The organism is Streptomyces caelestis, assembly GCF_014205255.1.
GTDB classification, from domain to species: domain Bacteria; phylum Actinomycetota; class Actinomycetes; order Streptomycetales; family Streptomycetaceae; genus Streptomyces; species Streptomyces caelestis.
Genome location: NZ_JACHNE010000001.1, coordinates 1027546 through 1041835, shown reverse-complemented (window position 1 = coordinate 1041835; position 14290 = coordinate 1027546). Strand labels below are relative to the sequence as shown.

The following is a 14290-nucleotide window of genomic DNA, read 5'->3' as shown; positions in this document are numbered from 1 at the left end:
CACCCATCACTTCCGGGTGCTGCGGGAGAGTGGGGTGATTCGGCAGGTGTACCGGGGGACGGCCAAGATGAACGGGCTGCGGCGGGACGATCTGGACGAGCTGTTTCCGGGGCTGTTGGATGCCCTGCTCGACGCGGCGGGCCGGCAGGCCGGGCGGTCTTAGAGCCTGTTGCCCTGCGCGGCGTTCATCAGGGACTGCCAGTCCGGGAGCTTGACCACTCCGCGGCCCAGCGATGCGCCCAGTTCCGCCTCCGCTCGCTCGATCGACTGCCAGCCCGTCCATTCGACCGCGTCGGTGCCTTCGGCGCGCAAGGCCGCGAGGGGGTCGTCGGGTACGGCCTTCATGGCGAGCGCGGGGGCGTCCTCCAGCAGCGATGTCGCCGTCTCCTTCGCGCAGGGGCGGTTCGTACCGATGACGCCCGTCGGGCCCCGCTTGATCCAGCCGGCCACGTACTCGCCGGGTGTGACGACGCCCTCGCGCAGGACGCGCCCGGCCAGATTCGGCACCGTGCCGCTGTCCGGGTCGAACGGCAGCCCTTCCAGCGGCACTCCGCGATAGCCCACCGAGCGCAGCGCCAACTGCGCCTCGACGTCCTCGAACCAGCCCGTGCCCGTCACGCCGCCGTGCCCGTCCGGTGCCGTCCGCTCGAACCGTACCGCGCCCACGTGGCCCCGCTCGGCGAGCAGTGCGGCCGGACGGAGGAAGAAGCGCAGCCGGATCCGGCGGGGGGCGCCGCTCGGCGGTGTCTCGGCCCAGCCACGCAGGACCTCCACGTTGCGGCGCTGTACGGCGGGCAGGGCGGACGGGTCGGTGTATCCGGGGTCCAGGGCCAGCTCCGCCGGGTCCACGATGACGTCGGTCTCCGGCAGGGTGCCCAGTTCGCGTAGCTCCTTGGTGGTGAAGCGGGCCTGGGACGGGCCGCGCCGGCCCACCATGTGGATCTCTGTCACCTGGCTCGCCGCCAGTGTGGCCAGGGCCGCCTGTGGCATGTCGGTCGGGCTGAGCTCGGCCAGGCCGCGCGCCAGCATCCGGGTGACGTCCACGGCGACATTCCCGACGCCGATCACCACGGCCGACCGGGCCTCCCGCAGGAATCCGGCGTCCACGGCGTCCGGGTGGGCGCTGTACCAGGACACGAACTGCGTCGCCGACCAGCTGCCCGGCAGCTCCTCCCCGGGGATGCCCAGATGCCGGTCGGTGGCGGCGCCCACGCAGTACACCACCGCGTGGTAGAGCTCCCGCAGCCGGGCGACCGGCACCCCGCCGGGGCCCGCCTGGACACCTCCGAGGAACCGGACCCGGTCGTGCTCCAGGATGGTGCGCAGGTTGTTCTGGAGCGACTTGATCTTCTCGTGGTCCGGAGCCACGCCGTAGCGGACCAGGCCGTACGGGCACGGCAGCCGGTCCAGGACGTCGACGCGCACCTCGGGGTTCTGCTGGACGAGGCTCTGGGCGGTGTAGCACCCGCTCGGCCCGGAGCCTACGACGGCGACTCGCAGCACGGCGGAACTCCTTACCCGGGGATCCCGAGGGATCTCACGAGAGCGCTGATGCCTCCAGCATCGCACCGGCCGGGCTCCGCTGACAGGGTGCTGTGCTCCGATCGGGGTGCGTGTCCGATCTGTAGGGAATGTGATCATTCGGTTACGTTCTGTGTATGCTGGAAGCATCCTTTCTCAATCTTTCTGATCGCTCGCCGGTGGACAGCGCGGTGTCCGTGCGGCCCGCGTGGGAAGTGCGGGAGAACGGGGACGCCACGCGGTGGTTCGACGTCCGGCTGGCCTTCACGGACGGCGCCCACGTCGACGCACTGGCCGTCGTGGCCGGGGGATGCGTCGGCGTCGAGGACGTACGGGCGCAGCCCGCGCTGTCTCTCGACGACCTGGCGGTGCTCGCCGACTGGATCGAGGACTCGCTGGCCGAGGCGTGCTGCGCCGGTGCCGCGACGGCTCCCGAGGACCGGGGAGGCCGGGGGCGGCGTGCCCGGCCGGCCTGGCCGCTCGGTGCGCAGGGGCGGTGGCTGGTCGCGCAGGAGTACCGCGCGGCCCAGCGGGACGGTGCCGATCCGGTCCTCGCCGTGATGTGCGCGACCGGGCACAGCCGCCGCAAGTCCCTCAGGCTGATCGGCCAGGCCCGGGACGCCGGGCTCCTGACGGCGCGCCGCGCCCGGCGCTGAGCGGGTCCGGCCCCGGGGCGCGACCGGGACCGCAAGCCTGCCGGGGCCCCGCCTAGAGCATGTCCCGCATCCGTGTGATCTCGCTCGTCTGCTGGGCGATCACCTCGTCGGCCATCTCCTCGATCCGGATGTTGTTGCCCTGTCCCTTCACGTCGGTGGCCATCGTGATCGCGCCCTGGTGATGGGTCGTCATCAGCGTCAGGAAGAGCTGGTCGAACGTCTTCCCGCCGGCGGCGCGGAGCTCGTTCAGTTGTGCCTCGGTGGCCATCCCGGGCATCACGGCGTGCTCGTGCCGCTCTGCCTTCAGTGGCTTGCCGTGCGACTTCAGCCAGCCCTTCATGGCCTCGATCTCCGGCTTCTGGGCGGCGGCGATCCGTTCGGCGATCCGTTTCACCTGCGCCGACTCGGCGCGCCGCGGGGCGAGTTCGGTCATCACCAGAGCCTGGGCGTGGTGGTCGATCATCATGCGGGCGTAGGAGACATCCGCCGAGTTGGGGGAGTCGTTCTCCGAGTGCTGGTCGGCGGCCTCCTCGGCCGACAGGGTGCGGTTCGCCTCGCCGGGCTCACCCGGCGCGATCACGGCAGGCCCGTCCGCGGCGGCCGGCTTCCGGTCCGGACCGGAGTCGCAGCCCCCGGCCGTGAGGGCGGCCAGGGCGACCAGCCCCGTCGTGACGGCGGACGTACGGGACGCGCGACGGAAGAGCACAACGACCTCCTGCGGCAGGCGGATTGCGGTCTATTGATATGTGCATGACGAGGACGATACTGCGTGGTGCGTGAACCGTTCCGCAGCGAACGGCACCAGGGAGGAAAACAGTGATCCTGTTGAACGACCGCAGAACACGCCGCAGACGCCTGGGAGCCGGCGCGATCGCCGGCGGACTGCTGGCCGCGCTCCTCGTGGCGGCGCCGGCAGGGGCCACCCCCGACCCGGGGGACGCGCCGCCCACGCCGAAGGAGGTCTCCGAGAGCGCGCGGGCCGAGGCGCGCGAGGCCATCGCGAACGGCGAGATACCCGGCCAGGACGAGATCGTCCACTCCGCCAACATCGAGCACGTCGCCAACATCCCCAAGGACGTGCTGCCCGGCATCAACACGGACCTGGCCTTCCAGGGCAGGTACGCCTTCGCCGGCAACTACGACGGCTTCCGCATCTTCGACATCGGCGATCCCAGGGCACCGAAGACGGTCGCGCAGGTGCTGTGCCCGGGCTCGCAGAACGACATCTCCGTCTCCGGCGACCTGCTGTTCCTGTCCACCGACTCCTCGCGCAGCGACAGCAGTTGCAGCAGTACCACACAGCCGGCGACCGAGAAGTCCTCGTGGGAGGGCATGAAGGTCTTCGACATCAGCGACAAGCGGAACCCGAGGTACGTCGCCGCCGTCGAGACCGCCTGCGGCTCGCACACCCACACGCTGGTGCCCGAGCGCCGCAACGTCTACGTCTACGTCTCCTCGTACGCGCCGAACGCCGCCTACCCCGACTGCCGGCCGCCGCACGACGGCATCTCCGTCATCAAGGTGCCGCGCAACGCCCCCGAGAAGGCGGCGGTCGTGGGCTTCCCCGTGTTGTTCCCCGGTGAGGGGCCGGACGGCGGCGGCAATCCGGGCGGGCCCGCCAATCCGGGCGTCTCCAAGACCACCGGCTGCCACGACATCACCGTGCTGCCCTCAAAGGACCTGGCCGCGGGCGCCTGCATGGGGGACGGCATCCTGTTCTCCGTCAAGGACCCGGAGCGCCCGAAGGTCATCGACCGGGTGCAGGACAACGTCAACTTCTCCTTCTGGCACTCGGCGACCTTCAACCAGAAGGCGAACAAGGTCGTGTTCACCGACGAGCTGGGCGGCGGCCCCGCGGCCACCTGCAACGCGGCGACCGGCCCGAACCGCGGTGCCGACGGCATCTACGACATCGTCGGCAAGGGCGACGAGCGCAAGCTCGTCTTCCGCACCTACTTCAAGATCTCCCGCCACCAGGCGGACACCGAGAACTGCGTGGCCCACAACGGCTCGCTGATCCCGGTGAAGGGCAGGGACCTGATGGTCCAGGCCTGGTACCAGGGCGGTGTGTCCGTCTGGGAGTTCACCGACTCGTCGAAGCCCAGGGAGATCGCCTACTTCGAACGCGGCCCGGCGAGCACCGACCGGCTGACCTTCGGCGGTTCGTGGTCGGCTTACTACTACAACGGCTACATCTACTCGAACGAGATCACCAAGGGCTTCGACGTCCTGAAGATCAAGGACCGGCGCACGGACCCGGCACGGTGGATCCACCTGCGGGAGCTCAACGTCCAGACACAGCCGGACTACTTCGGCTGACCCGTCGGACCGCACTGCGGTGCGGCACCGGTCGCGAAGAACCGCGACAGATCCCTGTCACTCCGCCCGCCGGAGGCTCCGGTCTCCGGCGGGAGGCCAAGCTCCCAGTCGAGCTGGTAGCGCTTGAACAGCTCGGCCCGCAGCACCGGGACCGGCATCGGCACCCCCGGCACCAGGGCGGCGTACACGGCACCCATCAGCAGGGCGCGCAGCATCGGGTAGTCGCTGTCGACGTCCCGCGACCCGTGCCGGGCGACGGTGTCCCGCAGCAGTTCGGCCAAGCGCCGCTGTTCCGGGCAGGGTACGAAGCCCTCGGCCTGCAACAGCCCCGCCATGTGCTGGCGCATGAGCACGGGCCGGTCCCTGGCCAGGCCCAGGATCGCGTCGATGGCCCGGGCCATCCGCTCCCGGCCGTCCTCGGTACGCGGCTCGCGCTCCAGCGCCTCCTCCAGCGTGCGGTGCATCAGCCGGTGCACGGCGGACTGCACGAGCTGGCGTTTGCCCGGGAAGTAGTACGAGACCAGCCCGCGGGCCGAGCCCGCCCGGTCGGCGATGTCACCGAGCGTCGTGGCCTCGAAGCCGCGCTCGCCGACCAGCTCGATCGCCGCCTGGAGAAGTCGCTCCTTCGAACGCCTCCGCAACTGTTCATTGACCGAGGCGCTGCGCGGGCACATGCTGTAACTCCTGCGTTGACTGGCTGCCAGCCAACTATACTCGGAGACGTCCGGCCAGGACCTCGCGGTCCGAGCCGGCGATGCCGTCTGCCTCGGGCGACACGGGGGATCGTCCGAGGCAGGCGAGCAGATGGCTGTGTGACCAGCGGCCTGGTGCGGCCTCAACCCACCAGGCCCAGGACCGGACGCAGTCCGTCCGGCCGGTCGGTCACCGGCAGGTGGTCCACGAAGTGCACCTCGCAGCCCAGGGCGGTGGCCCCGCCGTCCGCCCTGCGGTCGTCGCCGACCATGAGCGTCCGGCGCGGATCGGCGCCGAGCGCCTCGCAGGCGGTGGCGAACAGCCGCGGGTCGGGCTTCTGGATGCCGTGCTCGTACGACAGGACGTACGCGTCGATGTAGGCGTCCAGGCCGTGCTCGCGGAACACCGGGCGCAGATCCCAGCCGATGTTGCTGACCACCCCGACGGGGATGCCCCGCTCCCGCAGCGTGCGGAGCACCTCGACGGCGTCCGGGTACGGGGTCCACGCCGCCGGTGTCATATGGCGGTCGTACAGCGCGTCGTGCAACGCCGGGTCGGGCAGCGTGACCAGGCGGGAGAGGCCGGTGTAGGCGGCCCGGTGCAGGGCGGCGCTCTGGTCCCGGACCAGCCAGGTGTCGGTGAGTTCCTCGGGCACCCGCGCGGGGTCGCCACCGCCCGGCAGCGCGCCGACCGCTTGCAGCGCCCGCGCGGTGGCGGTCAACTCCGCCTCGGTGCAGGGGACTCCGGCGCCGGCCATGACGCCGCGCAGCCAGGACTCGGTGGACTCGACACGGAAGAGCGTTCCGGAGAAGTCGAACAGCACAGCCGTCATGGGGCGATCCTACGAGGCGGTGGTGTCCGGGTGGGTGCGCGGCTGCCGGTGCTCGTGCGTCCACACGGCCAGGGCCACCACCGTCGCGCCCAGCAGCCAGCCCCCCACCACGTCCGACGGCCAGTGGACGCCCAGCCAGACACGGGTCAGCCCCACGCCGACCACGGACACGACGGCCACGGTCACGGCCGTACGCCACACGGCACGGCCGACGCCGTGACGGCGCAGGAGCCACAGGAGGAGGCCGCACACGACTGTGGCGGTCATGGCGTGGCCCGACGGGAAGGCCGCGTAGTGGGCCGAGTCGACAGGGTCGGGCCAGATGGGACGGGGGCGGTCCACCGCCGCCTTGAGGGCCTGCTGGAACAGCGTGCCCAGCGTGACGGCCAGCGCCAGCCACACCGCCGTCCAGCGCGCCGCGAGCCGCACGACCAGCCACACGACGACGACCGCGCACAGCAGTCGCATGGTCCACGGGTCCCACACCCAGTCCGTGAGGATGCGGCACGCCTGGGTGATGCCGGATTCCTCGACCGCCCAGCGGTGGGTGGTGGCGGAGATGTCTCCGTCCGCGCTGATCAGCGGGCTCCATCTGGTCGCGACGAGGGTCAGTAGCAGGACGGAGCACAGCGCCAGGACGCCGGCCGACCGGGCGGCGGTGCGGTGCTGCGGGCGGGGCGGGGAGTCGACGGTCGGGGTGTGCATGATGCGATCCTCGCCGAACCGGGGGCTCCGGATCCAGTACGGTGACGATCTTCGGGCCCCGGACGGCACGCTTCGGCCACCCTGACGTCACCCGGTGTGTCCCCTGGCGCCCTCCTGGTGCCACCCTGAAGCGCCCGAAACCGGCGCGCACGCCGCCGGTGCCCCCGGGCCGCACGCGTCGGGCTATCCCAGCGCCCGCAGCCCAGGTGCGAACGCCACCAGCACCGGCACCACGGGCACCAGCGCGGCCGTCGCCGTCAGCCGCAGCCGGCGTGCCGCGGGCAGACGGTCCGGGGGAGTGAGCAACCGGTGCACCCGCGCCGGGACATGCGCCAGCGGCGTCGGGCAGGGGCCGAACACGCCGCGGTGCTCGTTGAGTTCGACCAGGGCCAGGGCCGTGGTCAGGCGGCCGAAGCGGCGGGACGCCGTGTCGTCGGCGGCGAGTTCGACCAGGCGGTGCATCTCGTCGCGAAACGCCGCGAACACCGGCACCTGCGGAAAGCCGCCCGCCAGTGCGGAGGAGCAGTTCAGCAGCCAGTCGTGCCGGGCCCGCGCGTGCCCCTGCTCGTGGGCGAGCACGGCGTCCAGTTGCCGGCCCTTCAGCCGTCGCAACGCGGCCGTCGTGACGACCAGTTGCGGCGGAGTGCCGGGTTGCCACCAGGCGTCGGGCTGCTCGCTCTCCAGGACGACGAGCCGGCCGGACACGGCCACCTCGCCCGGCAGCAGCGGCGCCCTGACCAGCAGATCGGCACGCCTGCGGCGGCCCCGGGCGCGTGCCCCGCCGATCTCGCGGACCAGCATCGCCGCGCTCCACAGTCCGCCGACGGCCAGCGCCACGGCGGTGGCCGCCGCCCAGGGGCCCGCCGTGCCGGGCGCGTACGCCTCGACGACCGGGCTCGGCGCCGTCGCGAAGACGTGCCCGCCGACCGCGTGCCAGGCCGCTGCCGCGCTGAGCGTCATCGACAGCGCGCAGCACACGAGCACGGCCGCCACCACGCACTGCCACACCCACAGCGCCACGACCGGCTCACGATCCGGCCAGTCCGCCCGGGCGAGCAGCCGGGGAGCGACCACTGCGATCAGGGCGCCGAGCAGCAACAGTGCCGCGGGGAGCATCATGAGGCGCAGCCTATGAGTGCGGCGCCGCTCAGGGGTACGACTTGTGACGCCGAAGTGACGCAGGCAACGAATCCGTACGGCGTGCCGGGACGGCACTCTCACAGCGTCAGCAGCATCGCGACCATCGAGATCCCCATGGACAGCCGGCAGGCCCGCGCCAGCTCCGGCCGGTCGCCCCAGCCGCCGGGCCCGACGCCCCCGGCCCCGCTTCCCGCCACGGCGGCCACCGGCACCAGCCGGACGCCGGTCAGCAGCACGTATCCGGCGAAGTAGAACAGCAGAGCACCCGTCAGGAGCGGGACTCCCGATCCCCCCTGTCCGTGCGCGTGTGCGGGAGCACCGGCCATGACGACGGACATGTAGACCATGGCCCCGGACCCCACCAGGTGGTGGAGGTGATGGGCTCCGGCCCGCGCCGCCCACAGCGCGGGCAGCGCGGCCACCCCGAACACCGCCGCGTAGGCGGGCCAGGCCCACGAGGGCGGAGTGAACACGGCCGCCGGCACGGCCATCGCGGCCATCCCGAGAGCCATCAGCGCCTCGCCGCCCGCAGCGCTGCGCTGCTCCCCGGCGCCGCTGCGCATCCGCACCAGGCAGTAGGCGCCGGTCACCGCGCAGAGCGCCACCAGCAGCCAGCCGGACGAAGCCGGTCCGTGCACGCGCACCTCCCCGCTCGGCAGTCGGTCAGCCCGAAACAGTCGGTCATTCGATGCCCGGGTGAGGTGGCGCGCACGCGAGCGCAAGGGTGTACACGGGGAGCATTCGACGGAGCACAGCAGATGAGAATGTATGTTTTACGAGTAAAACACCTGCTAATCTTGCTCGTATGAGCAGCGCGACCCCCGCCCCCGTCTCCCCGCCCGCCCGGCGTCTCCCACTGGCGGGCGTGTTGCGCGTCGGCCATCCCTCGGACATCTGGTTCAAGCCCGCGCTGAGCGTGGTCGCGGCGATCGCCCCGCCCAGCCTCACCCTGCTGGCGCTCGGCCGGCTCGACCTGGCGCTGTACACGATGGCCGGATCCCTGTGCGCGCTGTACGCCCACAACCGGCCGTACGCCGCCCGGGCCCGGGCCCTGGTGTGGGTCGTGCTCGGCATGCTCGGCGGGCTCGCCGCCGCCCTGGTGGCGGCCTCGCTCACCGGCAGCGCCGTCGTGCTGGTCACCGTCGGCGCTCTGCTGGCCGCCGCGCAGAAGGTGCTGTGCGACACCACCCGCGTCGGACCGCCCGGCCATGTCGTCCTCACGTTCGTCAGCTCCGCCTCCCTGTTCGCGCCGCAAACCCTCGCCCAGGTCCCCGGCCATCTGGCGCTGGCCGCCGCGACGGGTGTGTGGGCGTGGCTGGTCTGCATGGCACCCGCGCTGGTCCGCCCGCACGGTCCGGAGCGCCGCGCCACCGCCGCCGCGCTGAAGGCCGCCGCCGCGTACGCCGACACGGGCGGCACCGGTGAGGGCCATGCCCGGGCCCGTGCCGCGGGCTACGCCGCCGTGCAGGCCGCCTGGCAGTCGCTGCTGTCCGCCGGCGCCCCGTCCCGTACCCGGCGCGCGCTCGAACGGCTCGTCGTCCGTGCCGAGGTGGCCCTCGCCGCGCCGACGGACGCCGACGCCGACCGCCTGCGTGCGTGGGCGGGCGCGCTGCGCGGCACCGGGCCCGTCCCGCAGGCCGGGCTGCCGCCGGCAGCAGCCGACGAACTGCTCGGTGTGGACGCGGCCTGCGGCCTCTGGGCGCGGCTGGGCCCGCTGACCCCGCTCGCGGTACGCACCGCGCTCGGCTGCGCGCTCGCCGGCTACGCCTCCCTGGCCCTCGGTATCGGCCGCCCCTACTGGGCGCTGGTCACGGCCGCCTCGCTCTACCAGGCGAACGTCGCCCTGACCTGGAGCCGGGCCGTGCAGCGCGTCGTGGGCAACGTCGTCGGGGTGCTCGTCTTCGCGGCCGTCGTACCGCTCGCGCACCTGGGCCAGGCGGCCCTCGTGCTGTGCTGCCTCGCGTTCAGCTTCGGCGCCGAGCTGCTGATCAGCCGCAACTACTGGCTCGGCAGCGTCTGCGTGACCCCCATGGCGCTGCTCATCACCGAGTTCGCCGGGTACCAGAAGCCGGGCGAGCTGATGACGGAGCGGATCGTGGACACGGTCGTCGGAGCCCTGGTCGGCTTCGCCGCCGCCGTGGCCGTCACCAACCGGCGTGCCGGTGACCGCGTCGAACGCGCCCTGACCGCCGCCGACCGGGCCCGTGAGCGCGCCGCCCGCCTCCTGGCCGAGCCGGATCCCGACGCCGCCGCCCTGGAAGCCGCCCGCCGCGGACTCGCCGTCGCCCTGGTCGACCTGCGCGCCACCGCCGACGCCGCGGCCGGCGAATGGTGGCAGCGCGCCCTTCCCCAGGAGCGGGTCGTGCTCGCCGAACAGTCCGGGCACCGTACGCTCGCGGCGACGGCACGACGCCAGGGGCTGCTCCCTGACCGGGGCAAGGACACAGAGACGGAGGACGCACGGCCATGACGGCGACGGATGGACCATCGCCCAACGGGGGCGGGCCAGGGGGCGGCCCGGAACCGGAGCCGGGCCCGAAGCCGGTGGCCGGTGGGGAGCTGGCGGGGGACAGCCGGGTGGCTGATGAGCCCCAGAGGGCGGGAGAGGACCTCGCGGAACGGGCCCGGGCGGCTGGAGGGGGCCCGGGCGGCGAGACCCCTGCGGCTGAAGGTGATGTGGTCGGCGGGAGTTCTGCGGCTGGAGGAGCCTTCGGCGGCGAGGCCCCTGAGTCTGGACGGACCCCGGCCGATGACGCTTCGGCTGATGGAGGTCCAGACGGTGAGGCCCCGACGGCTGGACGGGATCCGTCCGGTGACGCCTCTGCCGTCAATGGGGACCTCGTCGGCCGCCGGAGGGGCGATACCGTCGCCGCCGTCGTCCGGCAGTGGCAGGCCGTGCACCCCGGGCTCGACACCGGGCCGATGGAGATCATCGGGCGGATCAACCGTTGCGCCGCCCTCCTCCAGCAGGCCGAGGACGCGCCCCTGCGCAGGGCGGGGCTCAGCCGTCCCGAGTTCGACCTGCTCGGCGCGCTGCGCCGCACCGGGCACGAGCTGACGCCCGGGGAGCTGGCCCGGGAGACCTTCTCCTCGGGCGCCGCCGTCACCAAGCGCCTCAAGCAGCTGACCGAACGCGGCCTGGTCGAACGCCGCGGCGACGCCCGCGACCGCCGTGTCGCCCACCTGCGCCTCACCGACGCCGGTCGTGAGCTCGTCGACGGCATCCTGCCTGCCCAGCTCGCCTACGAGACCGCCGCCCTGTCCGGCCTGGACGGCCCCGAGCAGGGTGAACTGGCTGCCCTGCTCGGTGAGTTGCTCGGCCAGCTGGAAGGCCGCCTGGGCGCGTTGCGGAGCTGACCATCAACCGGCCGTCGCCCAGGGGCGCAGCGGCCCGGCTCACCGGTCAGAGCACCTCGTGCGCCGTGCGGCGATGCGTGGAGCGGCGGTCCTCGATGGCCGGCCAGCGGTCGCCGTAGATGTTCCGGGTGATGGCCGGTTCGCGGACGAAGTCGTGCGGGAAGCCCAGCGGCACCGCGCTCACCTCGTCGAGGCGGGCGAGGGCATCCGCGTCGAGGCGGACGTCGACGCTGGCCAGATTGTCGGCGAGCTGGCTCTCCCTGGTCGCCGCGATGATCGGGACCACGTTGCCCTGCCGGGCCAGCAGCCAGGCCAGTGCCACCTGGGCCGGGCTCCAGCCGCCCTGCTCGGCGACTTCCAGGACGGCACTGATCACCGCCTCCTCGCGCGGGTCGACGTCACCGCCCGTGGTGTCCAGCCGCCCCGCCTCGCCCCTGCGGTACTTGCCGGTGAGCTTCCCGGCCGCGAGCGGCGCCCATGCCAGCACAGCCAGGTCGAACGCCCGGGCCTGGGGCAGCAGCTCGCGTTCCGGGGTCCGCTCCAGCAGGCTGTAGCGCAGCTGCGAACCGGCGAACGCGGTCCAGCCCCGCAGCTCCGCCAGGGTGTTGGCCTGCGCGATCTCCCAGGCCGGCCAGTCCGAGACGCCGACGTACAGGACCTTCCCCGTGCGGACGAGGTCGTCCAGGGCCCGCATGACCTCCTCGACCGGCGTGAAGTTGTCCCGGGCGTGGACCCACAGCACGTCCAGCCGGTCGGTGCGCAGCCGCTCCAGGCTCGCCTCGACCGACTGGACCAGGTTCTTGCGGTGGTTGCCCGCGGCGTTGACGTCGCCGTCGCGGATCCCGCAGGTGTACTTGCTGGCCAGCACGAACGTGTCGCGGCGGCCCTGGAGCAGCTCCCCGAGGATCCGCTCCGAGCTGCCGTCGGTGTAGTTGTTGGCGGTGTCGATGAAGTTGCCGCCCGCCTCCGCGTAGGCGTCGACGATCCGGGCGCTGGCCTCCTTGCCGGCACCCCAGCCCCAGTCGTCGCCGATGGTCATCGCGCCGAGGCTCAGCTCGCTCACGCGCAGACCGGTCTTGCCGAACAGTGTGTAACGCACGGTCTCTTCCCTCCGGGAGGTCGTACGCACGACGCTAGGAGCTGGAGCCCACTTCAACGCAAACGACGGCCCCGGCGTCACACACCGTCGCCTCAGTCCTCGTCGCCCGCCCGGTACACACCGAACATCGCCCCCTGCGGGTCCCGCAGCACCGCGATGCGCGGTCCGTCGGGGACGGAGGTGGGGACCATCAGGACGTCGCCGAGCTTCTGGACGACGGCGGTCGTGGCGTCCACGTCCGCCACGGTGAAGTACGGCAGCCAGTGCGCCGGAACCTCGGGCGGGAACTTGTCGTCCATCGTCACCATGCCGCCGAAGTCCGCCCCGTCGACGCCCCACTGGGTGTACCGCTCCGAGGCGTTGACGCTCCAGCCGAACACCCGCCTGTAGAAGGCCACGGCCTGTTCGGGATCCCGGGTGTACAGCTCCACCCAGCCCAGCGAACCGGGCGCGTTGAACAGCCCGGCGCCCGGGAAGGTCTCCGCCTGCCACACCTGGAACACGGCACCGCCCGGATCGGCGGCCACCGCGAAACGGCCCATGTCGAACACGCCCATCGGCCCGAACAGCAGCGTCCCGCCCGCTTCCGTCACCTCACGGGCGGTGGCGTCCGCGTCGGTCACCGCGAACGACACGTTCCACGCGACCGGCTGCGACGGCTGGTACAGCGGGGCGAGCGCGGCGACGGCCGCGTCCCCGAGGTGCGCGACGGTGTAACCGCCCGCCTCCTGACGCGGGTCCGTCTCGGGCCGCCAGCCGAACAGCCTCGTGTAGAACCGCTGGGCCGCCTGCAGGTCGGTGGTCCCCAGCTCGGTCCAGCAGGGCCCGCCGGTCACCGGTGCGTCGAGCTTCATGGCGTTCCTTCCGCAGGGAGTCCCGGGCATGAGCCTCTCCAGCACGCTAAGCCGCGGTCCGTTCTCCCTGCCATCGGGGAAACCCACTGGTGTGCCGCACCGGGCCCCGACGTACCCTCACCCCCGTACCGCACCGCGTGGCGGCCTCCAGCTCCTCAGCTCCTTCACCCTGCCCGGAGGTCTTCCATGCCCGCGCTCGAGGTGCGCCCCTTCCGCCGAGCCGACCGCGACCAGCTCACCGACCTGGTCAACACGCACGTGGCGGCCGTCGTCCCCGGCGTCTCGGTCTCGGTCAACACCGTCCTGAGCGACCTGGAGCGGCAGCCCGGCGAGTTCATCACCGACCCGTGGGTGGCCGAGCGGACGACGCTCGTCGCCGAGCAGCGCGAGTACGTCGTCGCCGCGGCCCACCTGCTGCGCTATCGCGCCGACGCCGAGGTCGGCGAGGCCTACCGGGACGCCGCCGGATCGACTGGTTCGTGTGCCGTCCGGCGGCGTCCTTCTGGCCGGACACCGACCAGGCCGCGGACCTGCTGATGCGGGCGGGCCTGGCACAGTGCGCCCGCTGGAACGCCCGCGTCCGGTATGCCGACGGCGCGCTGCCCGCCCCTCTCGTCCACGGCCTGCCCCGCAACTGGCCGCACGTCCGCGCCGTCTACGAACGCGCGGGCTTCGCGCACGTCGGGGACACCGAGGTCATCCTGATCGCCCGGGTGGCCGACCTGCCCGCGGCCGAGCCCCGGCCGGGCGTCACGATCGAGCGCACGCTGGGGGAGTGCGGCACTCGCTTCACCGTCCGCGCCGACACCGGCGCCCTCGGCTTCGTCGAGATCGACACGGCCCTGGCCCGCCCGGAACGCCACGCCCGCGCCGCCGGCTTGGCCGACATCGGCAACCTGCACATCGACCCCGCGCAGTACGGCACCGGACTGGAGCACTGGCTGCTCGGCCAGGCCGCCGACTGGCTCCGCCTGTGTGGTGTCGACCGGCTCGTCGCCTGCGAATCCGCCGCCGACAGCACCATGTTCGGCCACCTGACGGGCGCGGGCTTTGGCGAGCTGACCCGTACCGACCGCGGCTGGGAGCACCGCCCCGGGTGACCCCAGCTGCCCGG

General features: G+C 72.8%; 13 protein-coding genes and 2 pseudogenes. 6 read left to right on the top strand and 9 right to left on the bottom strand.

Annotated features, from left to right (window positions below; genetic code table 11):
* Position 1 precedes the first annotated feature (1 nt).
* Positions 2-163: pseudogene (locus HDA41_RS04650) on the top strand (transcriptional regulator); the annotation flags it as partial.
* Here the strand turns inward: HDA41_RS04650 and HDA41_RS04645 are convergent.
* A complete protein-coding gene (locus HDA41_RS04645; protein ID WP_184980955.1) occupies positions 160-1503 on the bottom strand; it encodes an FAD-dependent oxidoreductase in 1344 nt (447 codons plus the stop codon). The pseudogene HDA41_RS04650 and the gene HDA41_RS04645 sit on opposite strands and share 4 nt — an antisense overlap.
* Before the next feature lie 155 nt (positions 1504-1658).
* Here HDA41_RS04645 and HDA41_RS04640 point away from each other — a divergent pair, with 155 nt between their 5' ends.
* Entirely contained in the window at positions 1659-2177 is a 519-nt protein-coding gene (locus HDA41_RS04640; protein WP_221511415.1) for a DUF6214 family protein, read from the top strand.
* 52 nt (positions 2178-2229) lie between these two features.
* Here the strand turns inward: HDA41_RS04640 and HDA41_RS04635 are convergent, their stop codons facing one another.
* Positions 2230-2883: a DUF305 domain-containing protein gene (locus tag HDA41_RS04635; protein WP_184980953.1), complete on the bottom strand. Its 654-nt coding sequence runs from the start codon at positions 2881-2883 to the stop codon at positions 2230-2232.
* A 110-nt stretch (positions 2884-2993) separates the two neighbouring features.
* Between HDA41_RS04635 and HDA41_RS04630 the strand changes: the two genes are divergently transcribed.
* Positions 2994-4496 (top strand): LVIVD repeat-containing protein, encoded by a 1503-nt coding sequence (locus tag HDA41_RS04630; RefSeq protein ID WP_184980951.1) that lies wholly within the window; start codon positions 2994-2996, stop codon positions 4494-4496.
* Here the strand turns inward: HDA41_RS04630 and HDA41_RS04625 are convergent.
* The 5 genes from HDA41_RS04625 to HDA41_RS04605 form a co-directional block, all read right to left on the bottom strand.
* A complete protein-coding gene (locus HDA41_RS04625; RefSeq protein WP_184980949.1) occupies positions 4484-5170 on the bottom strand; it encodes a TetR/AcrR family transcriptional regulator in 687 nt (228 codons plus the stop codon). The genes HDA41_RS04630 and HDA41_RS04625 overlap by 13 nt on opposite strands.
* A 161-nt stretch (positions 5171-5331) precedes the next feature.
* The gene (locus HDA41_RS04620) at positions 5332-6021 is read right to left on the bottom strand and encodes an HAD family hydrolase (RefSeq protein ID WP_184980947.1); all 690 of its coding nucleotides are present in this window, start codon (positions 6019-6021) and stop codon (positions 5332-5334) included.
* Positions 6022-6030: 9 nt separating this feature from the next.
* Positions 6031-6726: a phosphatase PAP2 family protein gene (locus HDA41_RS04615; protein WP_184980945.1), complete on the bottom strand. Its 696-nt coding sequence runs from the start codon at positions 6724-6726 to the stop codon at positions 6031-6033.
* A gap of 183 nt (positions 6727-6909) precedes the next feature.
* On the bottom strand, positions 6910-7845 hold the full coding sequence (locus tag HDA41_RS04610; protein ID WP_184980943.1) for a M56 family metallopeptidase: 936 nt from the start codon (positions 7843-7845) through the stop codon (positions 6910-6912).
* A 98-nt stretch (positions 7846-7943) separates the two neighbouring features.
* On the bottom strand, positions 7944-8504 hold the full coding sequence (locus HDA41_RS04605) for a DUF5134 domain-containing protein (protein ID WP_184980941.1): 561 nt from the start codon (positions 8502-8504) through the stop codon (positions 7944-7946).
* A gap of 167 nt (positions 8505-8671) precedes the next feature.
* On the opposite strand from HDA41_RS04605, the gene HDA41_RS04600 reads away from it, so the two are divergent.
* Complete coding sequence (locus tag HDA41_RS04600; protein ID WP_184980939.1) at positions 8672-10336, top strand: FUSC family protein; 1665 nt, start codon at positions 8672-8674, stop codon at positions 10334-10336.
* 425 nt (positions 10337-10761) lie between these two features.
* Positions 10762-11223 (top strand): MarR family winged helix-turn-helix transcriptional regulator, encoded by a 462-nt coding sequence (locus HDA41_RS41000; protein ID WP_230299642.1) that lies wholly within the window; start codon positions 10762-10764, stop codon positions 11221-11223.
* A 46-nt stretch (positions 11224-11269) separates the two neighbouring features.
* Here the strand turns inward: HDA41_RS41000 and HDA41_RS04590 are convergent, their stop codons facing one another.
* Both HDA41_RS04590 and HDA41_RS04585 read right to left on the bottom strand, forming a co-directional pair.
* A complete protein-coding gene (locus HDA41_RS04590) occupies positions 11270-12322 on the bottom strand; it encodes an aldo/keto reductase (RefSeq protein ID WP_184980935.1) in 1053 nt (350 codons plus the stop codon).
* A 92-nt stretch (positions 12323-12414) separates the two neighbouring features.
* On the bottom strand, positions 12415-13176 hold the full coding sequence (locus HDA41_RS04585; RefSeq protein ID WP_184980933.1) for a VOC family protein: 762 nt from the start codon (positions 13174-13176) through the stop codon (positions 12415-12417).
* A gap of 186 nt (positions 13177-13362) precedes the next feature.
* Here HDA41_RS04585 and HDA41_RS04580 point away from each other — a divergent pair.
* Positions 13363-14276, top strand: a pseudogene (locus HDA41_RS04580) (GNAT family N-acetyltransferase).
* Positions 14277-14290 lie beyond the last annotated feature (14 nt).

What these genes read in the sequence shown, in the direction of transcription:
- HDA41_RS04640 (WP_221511415.1), top strand. Translation starts at nt 1,659, where the DNA reads ATGCTGGAAGCATCCTTTCTCAATCTTTCTGATCGCTCGCCGGTGGAC.
- HDA41_RS04625 (WP_184980949.1), bottom strand. Translation starts at nt 5,170, where the DNA reads ATGTGCCCGCGCAGCGCCTCGGTCAATGAACAGTTGCGGAGGCGTTCG.
- HDA41_RS04620 (WP_184980947.1), bottom strand. Translation starts at nt 6,021, where the DNA reads ATGACGGCTGTGCTGTTCGACTTCTCCGGAACGCTCTTCCGTGTCGAG.
- HDA41_RS04615 (WP_184980945.1), bottom strand. Translation starts at nt 6,726, where the DNA reads ATGCACACCCCGACCGTCGACTCCCCGCCCCGCCCGCAGCACCGCACC.
- HDA41_RS04610 (WP_184980943.1), bottom strand. Translation starts at nt 7,845, where the DNA reads ATGATGCTCCCCGCGGCACTGTTGCTGCTCGGCGCCCTGATCGCAGTG.
- HDA41_RS04600 (WP_184980939.1), top strand. Translation starts at nt 8,672, where the DNA reads ATGAGCAGCGCGACCCCCGCCCCCGTCTCCCCGCCCGCCCGGCGTCTC.
- HDA41_RS04585 (WP_184980933.1), bottom strand. Translation starts at nt 13,176, where the DNA reads ATGAAGCTCGACGCACCGGTGACCGGCGGGCCCTGCTGGACCGAGCTG.